Source organism: Butyrivibrio sp. (genome assembly GCF_024699075.1).
In genome coordinates this window covers 1-11,595 of sequence record NZ_JAILQF010000170.1, presented here as the reverse complement: position 1 = coordinate 11,595, position 11,595 = coordinate 1, and the positions used below count along the sequence as shown (strand labels likewise).

6 protein-coding genes are annotated in these 11,595 nt (G+C 39.2%); 5 read left to right on the top strand and 1 reads right to left on the bottom strand.

The genetic code is table 11. The annotated features are described in order from the left end of the window. Positions 1-1,870: class I tRNA ligase family protein (locus tag K6G87_RS06675; protein ID WP_296835194.1), on the top strand; the 1,870-nt coding region annotated here is incomplete at its 5' end. A 465-nt stretch (positions 1,871-2,335) separates the two neighbouring features. Then, positions 2,336-3,718 carry an SGNH/GDSL hydrolase family protein gene (locus tag K6G87_RS06670; RefSeq protein WP_296835192.1) on the top strand — a complete coding sequence of 461 codons (1,383 nt, stop codon included), beginning with the start codon at positions 2,336-2,338 and terminating at the stop codon, positions 3,716-3,718. Between the two features lie 170 nt (positions 3,719-3,888). On the opposite strand, the gene K6G87_RS06665 is transcribed toward K6G87_RS06670, so the two are convergent. Next, positions 3,889-5,217 (bottom strand): endo-1,4-beta-xylanase, encoded by a 1,329-nt coding sequence (locus K6G87_RS06665; protein WP_296835190.1) that lies wholly within the window; start codon positions 5,215-5,217, stop codon positions 3,889-3,891. Positions 5,218-5,605: 388 nt separating this feature from the next. On the opposite strand from K6G87_RS06665, the gene pgeF reads away from it, so the two are divergent. From pgeF to K6G87_RS06650, 3 genes are all read left to right on the top strand, one after another. Next, positions 5,606-6,586, top strand: a complete 981-nt coding sequence (gene pgeF / locus K6G87_RS06660) for a peptidoglycan editing factor PgeF (protein WP_296835188.1) — start codon at positions 5,606-5,608, stop codon at positions 6,584-6,586. Positions 6,587-6,891: 305 nt separating this feature from the next. Further along, positions 6,892-9,369 carry a glycogen/starch/alpha-glucan phosphorylase gene (locus K6G87_RS06655; protein WP_296835186.1) on the top strand — a complete coding sequence of 826 codons (2,478 nt, stop codon included), beginning with the start codon at positions 6,892-6,894 and terminating at the stop codon, positions 9,367-9,369. Between the two features lie 412 nt (positions 9,370-9,781). Beyond that, positions 9,782-11,595, top strand: a 1,814-nt coding sequence (locus K6G87_RS06650; RefSeq protein WP_296835184.1) for a hydratase, incomplete at its 3' end; no start/stop codon positions are given.

Here is an 11,595-nt window from a genome sequence, read left to right as displayed (position 1 = left end):
CAACTGGATCCCAGAATCAATTGGTGAAGGAAGATTCGGTAAGTGGCTTGAGAACATTCAGGACTGGGCAGTATCTCGTGACAGATATTGGGGAACACCTCTTAACATCTGGGAATGCCCTGACTGTGGCAAGAAGATCGCTGTAGGATCAAAGAAAGAGCTTGCTGAGCTTTCAGGTGATGAGTCAGCTCTTACAACTGAGCTTCATCGTCCTTATGTTGATAACTATTTCATTAAGTGTGATGAGTGCGGCGGCACAATGAAGCGTGTTCCTGAAGTTATCGACTGCTGGTTCGATTCAGGTGCAGCTCCATATGCAGAGCTTCACTATCCTTTTGAAAACAAAGAGCTTTTTGAAAAACAGTTCCCTGCACAGTTCATCTCAGAAGCAGTAGACCAGACTCGTGGATGGTTCTATTCACTTCATGCAGAGGCTACACTTCTTTTCAATAAGCCTGCATTTAAGAACGTTATCGTTCTGGGTCTTGTACAGGATGAGAACGGACAGAAGATGAGTAAGTCAAAGGGTAATGCTGTAGATCCTATGGAAGCACTTAATCAGTACGGCGCAGATGCTATCAGATGGTACTTCTATACAAACTCCGCACCATGGCTTCCTTCAAGATTCTATGGTAAGGCAGTTCAGGAAGGACAGCGTAAGTTCCTTGGAACACTTTGGAATACATATGCATTCTTCGTACTTTATGCTAATATTGATGGCTTTGATGCTTCTAACTATAAGCTTGAAAAAGATAAGCTGACTGTAATGGATAAGTGGATACTTTCACGTCTTTACTCTACTATCGAAGCAGCAGATAAGAATCTTGAAAGCTACAAGATTCCTGAAGCAGCTAAGGTTATGGATAAGTTTGTTGACGATCTGTCTAACTGGTACGTTCGTCGTAGCCGTGAGCGTTTCTGGGCTAAGGGAATGGAACAGGACAAGATCTCTGCTTACATGACACTTTATACATGTCTTGTTGAGATCTGTAAGGCAGCAGCTCCTATGGTTCCTTTCATGACAGAAGAGATCTATCAGAATCTTGTCAGAGAGAACTTCAAGGATGCTCCTGAGTCAATCCACCTTTGCGATTATCCATCTGTTAACGCAGAATATGTTGATAAGCAGCTTGAAGAGGATATGGAAGAGGTTCTTGATATAGTAGTACTCGGCCGTGCTTGCAGAAATGCCTGCAACATGAAGAACCGTCAGCCTCTTGGACAGATGTATGTAAAGAATGATAATGAACAGAGCAAGGATCTTAGCGACTTCTATCAGGAAATCGTAAGAGATGAGCTTAATGTCAAGGCTGTTACATTTACAGATGATGTTCGTGAATTTACAAGCTATACATTCAAGCCACAGCTTAAGACAGTAGGACCTAAGTATGGTAAGCTCCTTGGAGGAATCAAGCAGTATCTTTCACAGCTTGATGGTAACTTAGCAATGGATACACTTAATGCAGAAGGTTCAATTAAGTTTGATGTAAATGGCGAAGCTGTTGAACTTACCAAAGAAGACCTTCTTATCGATATGACTCAGAAGGAAGGCTTCATGAGCCAGGAAGACTGGGGTATCACAGTAGTCCTTGATACTAATCTTACAGAGGAACTTGTTAACGAAGGTCTCGTAGCAGAAGTAATCTCCAAGATCCAGACAATGCGTAAGGATTCAGGATTCGAAGTTATGGACAGAATCGTAGTATCTCTTACAGGATCTGAGAAGGTAGCTGCAGCTGTTAAGGCTGACGAAGTTGCTCTTTCAACCAAGGTACTTGCTGATTCTATCAATTATGATCAGGATCTTGATAGTGCGAAGGATTGGGATATCAACGGCGAAAGCTGTAAGATCGGTGTTAAGAGAGTTTAAGATTAAAGTATAATCTTATTACACCAGAATAATTTTAATATTGAAAAGGGAGAGAATAGTTTTGAAATAAACTATCCCCTCCCTTTTTTTGTGGTCTTGTAGAACAAAACTACGACTTCAAGCCTTTCATATGGATGAGAAGCATTATAGAAAGAATGAATGTTAGTCTGGAAACGCTAGGGGAGAGCTTAATAAAGTTCCAATATTTCTTTAACAGAGAAAATAAATTTTGGATATGAAGTTTTTCTAAAACCAACCGACATCTATTTAGGACATAAAGCGGGAATCCTCGGTAATTCAATTACCGAGTAGTTCACGCGTCATTTGTAGTAAATAATATAAGATAATTCACCTTGCTAATCATCAAATGCCCTATACGCCCGCATTAGATAATTGGCATAAGGCATTTTCTATAGTCATTTACTATAGATCTTAGGAATTCCAAGATAATTAAAGGTATTACATATGAAAAAAATAATAATAGACTTGTTGCTGGTGCTTAACATGGTAGTATGTATGGCTGGCTTTAGTGTACAGAAAGCTTATGCAGGAACAGCATCAGATAATGGCAATATAGCAGGCCTGGCATCTAAAGATGATACGGATATTTCATCTTCTTATATCAGCATTTACGAAGAAGAGTGGTATAAAGAGACTCTTAAGGCAGGAATTCTTTCGACAGGTACCAATGGAAGATTGGAAAATTTAATCAGAAAACTACAAAAGGGCAAAAAAGTTACTATAGCACTTATAGGCGGCTCTGTAACAGAGGGCGGCGGAGTCCTTGATCCTGCCCAGTCTTATGGCGATCAGTTTATAGCTTCTCTAACAGAGAAATATCCTAAAGCCAAGATAGAGTATGTCAATGCCGGAGTGGGCGGGACCTCCTCTGCTATTGGAGCCCTAAGATATGACAGGGACGTTACTAAAAAGTGCTCCAAAACTCCTGATCTTGTAGTAGTAGAGTTCTCGGTCAATGACCAGGAGGATCCTACAAACGGCCGTGCATATGAAAGCCTTATAAGACAGATCCTTGAAACAGATGATGAGACTGCAGTAGTACAGATGTTTGCTGTATTTAAGTCAAGGTGGAATACGGAAGATCTCTACAAACCAGTTGGCATTCTGTACGGAACACCTATGGTAAGTGTTAAGGAAGGTACTCAAGCAGCCTTTGAAGCAGGGTATCTTAATAATCAGTTATACTTTAGTGATGATTATCATCCGACAGCCCTTGGTCATAAGATCATGGCTGATACACTGATGAATCTTGTGAATGAAGTTGATGACGCGGTCGCAGCAGGAACTGCAACAAAGTCTATAGCTCCTGTACCTGCCACATACTTCTATTCACCTGACTTCCTTAATATGAAGCTTGTAAGCAGCAAGGATTCAAATGGTGCTAAGGTTACAAGGGGGAGCTTTTCACAGACTGATACTCAGGTTCATGCGCTGGTCAGGAACGGTGAAGTTACATTCCCTTATAACTGGTCGCATGATGTAAGTAGTAATGAGCCATTTGTATTAGAAGTTACCTGCAAGAATATTCTCTTTGATTATAAGAGATCAATCAGTGCTGAATATGGTAAAGCAGAAATCTATGTAGATGGCGAACTTGTGGCTGCCCTAGATGGCTACAAGTTTGATGCCTGGAATAACAGTTATATTGAACTTGTTTATGATTCGCAGGAAGTAGTCAAGCATAAGCTGGAAGTCAGGATGGCTGAAGAAGACAAGGACAAGAAATTTACGATCCTTGGTATAGCTTATTCTGATAAGAAGATGACCTATACTCAGGATGCGAGCGTCCTAGAATATACTGCGGGAAGTGAGCACATTGATTACTAGATACAATAGACTGATGTAGCTGCCTTATTCGGAATATGTGGCAACTACATCAGAATTTGCTGCATCTTTTATGTGATTCTATGTAGATATAAAGTGATCTGCACGATACTGCCTTTTGGACATCTCTTTTGAAAAAGATATACAGATGGAATAGTTAGAAAAGGGCAGGATCAGCGGCTTTCCATGGTTTCTTTGATCGCAAAGTAAGCAGGCTTTGGTTCGTAGTCTTTATTGAATATACGGGTATTTGTAGTATCGCCTTCTCTATAGTGATCCACAAGACCAAAAAGTGTTACACATGTAATATTGGCAGGACCGCCTGACTGCGTATCCATATCCATTAAAAGCTTGAAGACATCGCCATATCTTTGAGCCTGCTTCTCAAACTGCTCGTCTGTTTCTTCGTCTACACCAATTGAAAGCTCTGTGATCTGGATCTCAAGACCAAGTTCAGCAAATTTGGTAATGGCAGCTTTTATGGTTGTGTCGTTAGGATAGTCAATGCTCCAGTAGCCTTGCATGCCTATTCCATCGATAAGACCTTTTTCTTTGAGGCAACTGCACAGATCATATATGCCCTGAGTTTTGGGAGACTGGTAAGTATTGTAGTCATTGTAGAAGAGCTTGACGTCATCTGCTACATATTTTCTAGCATAGGTAAAAGCCATCTCTACATAATCTTCACCGATCGTATCGTACCAGGGATTGGGATCTTCACCACATTTGGTCCTACACATGAAGTAGCTGTCAGGGTCATAAGAAGAAGGCTCAACAGCTTCATTTACAACATCCCAGCAGTATATAACTCCCGGATACTCTTCCTGGCAATGTGTCACAAGCTGTTTTATGTAGCTTTCCATTCTAAGAAGCATTGTATCTTTATCAACATATTCGCCATCATCAGTATAACCTTCTCTGAAGAACCAGCCTGGAGCCTGAGTGTGCCATACAAGAGTGTGGCCTCTCATCTTCATGCCGTTTTCTTTACACCAGTTTAGTGTAGGATCGATGGAAGAGAAGTTAAGAACAGGTTCTTCATTACCATTTTTAAGATTATCCTGAGAGCCAAACTGATCAAGTATATAACCACTCTTCATGAGATTGGTCATAGTGCAGCTGTTAAAATGTTCCTTGCACATATCCATATATTCAGGGATATTAAGTGTCTGGTTTTCAAGAGTGCTTCCATTAATTCCAACTCCAAGACTGAAATATTCAGTACATAAGTTTTTGAGCGGGACTACATCGCCTGTAAGGTCTGTTTCAGTAGATTCTTCTGCATTTGTATCTGGGTTTTCGGATACAGAAGCGTTAGCATCTGCTGATGTAGAAGTGCCGGTTTCTGATTCTGTAGCACCAGTCGATGCACTACTTACAGTTTCTGCTTCTGATGAGGATATGCCAGAAGAAGCCTGACTTTGACCGGGAGATGCCTTACCTGAACATCCGGAAAGAAGTGCTGCTACAAGAACTGCTGATAGTAATTTACGTATTTTCATTGTGTCCTCCCATATATAGTTTTGCTATTGTTACGTTGAATATACAGTATAAGCCGCACCATTTCTTATCAATGCTTGTCATTGTCTTGCGTCTGATTGCTTTATTGATATATAAATATGCTGTAAGGATTTAAGATTGTTTATAATGTGCGAAGTTTGAGAATATAAGTTTTAAAATATCTTGAATGTATGTTTTAATAGTGAATGAGTATATTACAAACAGTCTTATCGACTTTCGAATTTGATATCTTGGTAAGCTGATAATGTTTTAGATAAGAAAATCATTAATTTACAGCCAAAGGTAATCAAAATGCAAGGAAAGTAATTTATTTATATGTGCGAAGTTTGAATTAGTAATTAAATTAGTATATAGAGAGAAGGAATGATAATGGAGAAAATAGTCAGAAAAGGACATGAAGCTGTAATGGAGCAGCATATACATGAAAACGGGATGGAATATCTCACTTTCCCAAAGCTTGATGCGACAGGAATTGTAAGCCATGCCTTTAGCACAAGGATTGGTGGTGCATCAAAGGGATATTTTAGTCAGACCAATTTCAGCTTCACAAGAGGAGATAATAAAGAGGACGTAGAAGAAAACTATAAGCGTATGGCGCAGATACTTGGCTATGGAAGAAGTCTTGAGCATTTCGTAACAACTTTTCAGACTCATACAACCAATATCATGCGTATAAAAGCTGAAGATATGGGTAAAGGCGTATGCAAGGACAGAAACTATGTTGATGTGGATGGAATGATAACTAATGAACCAGGGATTATACTTACTACTTTTCATGCAGACTGCCCTCCTGTATATTTTGTAGATCCTGTAAATAAGGCTATAGGCCTGTCTCATTCGGGCTGGAAGGGGACTGTAGGAAGAATTGGTGCAAGAACTATAGAAGCTATGAACAGAGAATTTGGAACAAAGCCCTCTGACCTTATCTGCGCTATAGGTCCTTCTATATGTACAGACTGCTATGAAGTAAGCAGCGACGTAGCTGAAAAGTTCATAGAGGAGTTTAAGTTAGAAGATATTCCTGAATATGATATTGAATCTGTAAATAGTGAGGTTAACAATAAATCATCTTATATACAAAATAATAAAACTGATGATAATCCATTACATAGCCTAAATGGTAAGGATATTGACAAGTTACCTCATATTCTTTATAAAAAAGAAAATGGCAAATATCAGCTAAACCTCTGGGAAGCTATAAGGATAACGCTACTTGAAGCAGGCGCTTATAAAGATAACATCAGCATTACTGATGTGTGCACAAAATGTAATCCTGACTATCTGTTTTCTCACAGGATAGCCGGTGAAAAGCGTGGAAATCTTGCAGCTTTTTTAGTTTTAAATACTTAGATTTCGCTCATTATAAATGATCATATTTCTTTTACATAGTTTGGATTGAATACCTAATGAAAAAAATTAATTAATCCGATATACTTATTGATGTGTGTGCATTAGGGTGTATGCCAGAAGGCATGGGGAAGATGGCAGTTCGATCAGGAAAAACTAGTTCAAATAATTGTACTATATTTGCCATTTTCAACAAAAATGAAGTACAATATATATGTATTTTGTCCTAGAATAATTACTTTGTTTCTAAAATATCCACCGTTAAAAATGTCTATTATATAAATATTTTATATTCCGGAGGTATACATATGGCCAAAGCTAAGCCGAAGTCATCTTTTGACAAGGAATTGTTCAAACGCAGTGTCTTATACAATATCAAAACTCTCTACAGAAGAACTTTAGAAGAAGCAACCCCCCAGCAGATATATCAGGCAGCGAGCCTTGCCATTAAAGATCAGATAATTGATCAGTGGATGGATACTCAAAAAGCCATGGATGAACAGGATCCTAAGATAGTGTATTACATGTCCATGGAATTTCTGATGGGTAGAGCATTTGGTAATAACCTTATCAACCTTCGTGCATATGAAGGTGTTGGCGAAGTACTTGATGAGCTTGGAGTAGATCTTAATCTTATTGAAGATCAGGAACCAGATCCTGCTCTTGGTAATGGTGGTCTTGGACGTCTTGCAGCATGCTTCCTTGATTCACTTGCTTCTCTTAATTATGTTGCTTATGGATGCGGAATCCGTTATAAATACGGAATGTTCCGTCAGGAGATACATGATGGTTATCAGGTTGAAAAGCCCGATGACTGGCTTGTAAATGGTAATCCGTTTGAGCTTCGCCGCCAGGAATATGCCAAGGAGATAAAGTTCGGCGGACACGTTACAATGTATCAGGACGAAAACGGAAGAACCATGTTCAGGCAAGAGGATTATCAGGCTGTACATGCAATTCCTTATGATCTTCCTATACTTGGATATGGCAACAACGTAGTTGATACTCTTCGTATCTGGGACGCAGAACCTGTTAATAATTTTCAGCTTGATTCCTTTGATAAGGGTGATTATCAGAAGGCTGTAGAACAGGAGAATCTTGCTAAGCAGATATGTGAAGTCCTTTATCCTAATGATAATCATATAGCAGGTAAGGAACTTAGACTTAAGCAGCAGTACTTCTTCATCTCTGCTTCTGTTCAGACTGCTGTTCAGAAATATCTTAAGAATCATGATGATATCAGAAAGTTTTATGAAAAGAATGTATTCCAGCTCAATGATACACATCCTACAGTAGCTGTAGCAGAACTCATGAGAGTCCTTATGGATGACTATTATCTTGAGTGGGATGAAGCCTGGGATGTAACTACAAAGACCTGCTGCTATACTAATCATACGATCATGGCTGAAGCGCTTGAAAAGTGGCCACAGGACCTCTTCCAGAGACTTCTTCCACGTATATATCAGATAGTAGAAGAGATCAATAGAAGATTTAATATAGAAATAGTAAACAGATATTCTAATGATCATAATGCAAATATTGATGAAAAGATCCGTAAGATGGCTATCCTTTATGATAACCAGGTACGAATGGCTCATCTTGCAATTGTTGGAAGCCACTCAGTTAACGGCGTTGCCAAGCTTCATACTGAGATCCTTGAAAAGAGAGAACTTAAGGATTTCTATGAGATGATGCCTGAGAAGTTCAATAATAAGACCAATGGTATTACTCAGAGAAGATTCCTTATGCATGCTAATCCTCTTCTTGCAAAATGGTGCACGGATAAGGTTGGTGATGGCTGGGTAACAGATCTTACAGCTTTAAAGGGAATCAAGAAGTCTGCAGGAACAGCTAAGGCCCAGAAGGAATTCATGGCTATTAAGAAAAAGAATAAGGAGCGCCTTGCAAGATACATCCTTCAGCATAATGGAATTCAGATAGATCCTGATTCTATATATGACTGTCAGGTTAAGAGACTCCATGAGTATAAGCGTCAGCTTCTTAATATCCTTCACGTTATATACCTGTATGATAAGATCAAGGCTGATCCAAAGTTCGATATGCCAAAGGAGACTTTCATATTTGGAGCAAAGGCAGCAGCAGGATACAGAATAGCCAAGCTTACAATAAAGCTTATTAATTCTGTAGCTGAAGTTGTTAATAATGATCCTGATGTAAATGGTCGTATCAAAGTCGTATTCATAGAAGACTATAAGGTATCTAATGCAGAGCTTATCTTTGCGGCAGCAGATGTATCTGAGCAGATATCTACAGCAAGCCGTGAAGCATCAGGAACAGGTAATATGAAGATGATGCTCAACGGAGCAGTTACTATAGGTACAATGGACGGTGCAAATGTTGAGATCGTAGGAGAAGTTGGAGAAGATAATGCATTTATCTTTGGTATGTCTTCTGATGAAGTAATCGAGCATGAGAGGAAGAACGACTACGATCCTATGAGCATCTATAATAATGATGCAGTAATTAAGAAGACTGTGGATCGTCTTATTGATGGAACCTTTAGTAAAGACAAGGACCTCTTCAGACCTTTATGGAACTCTCTTCTTAATACAAAGGATACAAGTAAGGCAGATACTTATTTTATCCTTAAGGATTTCCATTCATATGCTGATGCACAGGCGAGAGTCAGAAAGGCTTATGAAGATAAGTCAGGATGGGCTAAGATGGCTATGCTTCAGACAGCTTGCTGCGGTAAGTTCTCATCAGACAGGACTATAGAAGAGTATGTCAAGGATATATGGCATCTTGATAAGATCAAGGTATGATTTTTGGATGTGAATTACATAAACACGCATTTACTGCGGTTTTCGTGATTCAATAATGTATGATTTCTTTTGATCTGAATAGGTGATAGCAGCCCTCTTTACCAGACTAAAGTTCAGTAAAGAGGGCTTTTTGTATCAGTTAACTCAAACTTCGCACATTATAAAAAATGTAATATCCTTGCAATTTGATTATCTTAGGCAGTTAATAAAAATATAATCATCATTTCATTAATTTCGTAACTTGATTATAAATGCATATAATTGTATATTTATAAAAGCGAGATTGTATACACGTATATCGTTTGTGTTTGAATTTCATACAAATACTATTTAGTTGATAAACGTTGTAAAGATGTAAACCGGTTGGGACGAGTCATTATATCCCGACATCTATGTATGGCAGGAGGTTCAGATGATAACTACTACAAAAACAGGCGCATATCTTATAAATGGTACAGATCTTATAGAAGATAGCGCAGAAGCTTTAGCAGAAGTTGCAGCAAAAACAGGCAAGACCGTAGACAAAGAGGAAGCCAAAAAAGGCACAATTGCCTATAGTATTCTTAAAGCCCACAATACTTCGGGCAACATGGATGATCTTCAGATAAAATTCGACAAATTAACATCACATGATATTACATATGTTGGTATTATTCAGACCGCACGTGCATCAGGACTTACCAAGTTCCCAATTCCATATGTTCTTACCAACTGTCATAATTCACTTTGTGCAGTAGGCGGTACTATTAATGAAGATGACCATATGTTCGGTCTTACAGCTGCCAAGAAATATGGCGGAATGTATGTTCCTCCTCATCAGGCAGTTATTCACCAGTTTGCAAGAGAGGTTCTTGCTACAGGTGGTGGAATGATCCTTGGATCTGATTCACATACAAGATATGGTGCACTTGGAACCATGGCAATGGGTGAAGGCGGACCAGAGCTTGTTAAACAGCTTCTTAGCCAGACCTATGATATCAAGATGCCAGGCGTTATAGCTATATATATGACAGGAGAGCCTGTAAAGGGTGTAGGTCCTCAGGACGTTGCACTTGCAATAATCGGAGAAGTATTTAAGTCAGGCTATGTTAAGAATAAGGTTATGGAGTTTGTAGGTCCCGGCCTTTCAAGTCTTTCTGCAGATTTCCGTATCGGCGTTGACGTTATGACTACAGAGACAACCTGCCTTTCATCTATCTGGCAGACAGATGAAGAGATTGAAAGCTTCTATGAGATCCATGGAAGAAAAGATGATTACAAGAAGCTTTCACCTTGTGATGTGTCATATTATGACGGTGTAGTAAAGGTTGATCTTAGTACTATAAGACCTATGATCGCTATGCCATTCCATCCTTCAATCGCATATGAGATTGATTTTGTTAACGAGAACCTTGAGCAGATGCTTCATGAGACAGAAGAAAGAGCTAAGGTTTCATTTGGCGATAAGATTGAGTATTCTCTTAAGGATAAAATTGTTGATGGCAGGCTCCTTGTAGATCAGGGTATCATAGCAGGCTGTGCAGGCGGCGGATTTGAAAATATCTGTGCTGCAGCTGACATTATGAAGAATAGTAATATAGGTGCTGATAAGTTCACAATGTCTATTTATCCTGCTTCAACACCTATTTATATGGAACTTTTGAAAAACGGCGTTGCAGCTTCACTCCTCGAGACAGGAACTGTTCTTAAGACAGCTTTCTGCGGACCTTGCTTTGGTGCAGGAGATACACCTGCAAACAATGCATTCTCTATCCGTCACTCAACACGTAACTTCCCTAACAGAGAAGGTTCAAAGGTTCAGAACGGACAGATCTCTTCAGTTGCACTTATGGATGCAAGATCTATTGCAGCTACAGCTGCTAATAAGGGCTTCCTTACTCCTGCAACTAAGTTTGATGGAGAATTCAATAAGTATACATATCACTTTGATGCTAATATTTATAAGAACCGTGTATTTGATTCAAAGGGAATTGCAGATCCTGATGCTGAGATCCAGTTTGGACCAAATATTAAGGACTGGCCTAAGATGGAGGCTCTTCCAAAGGATCTTGTGCTTAAGGTTGTATCTGAGATTCATGATCCTGTTACAACAACAGATGAACTTATTCCTTCAGGTGAGACATCATCTTACAGATCAAATCCTCTTGGACTTGCAGAGTTCACTCTTTCAAGAAAAGACCCAGAGTATGTAGGCCGTGCCAAGGAGATTCAGAAGGCTGAGACAGC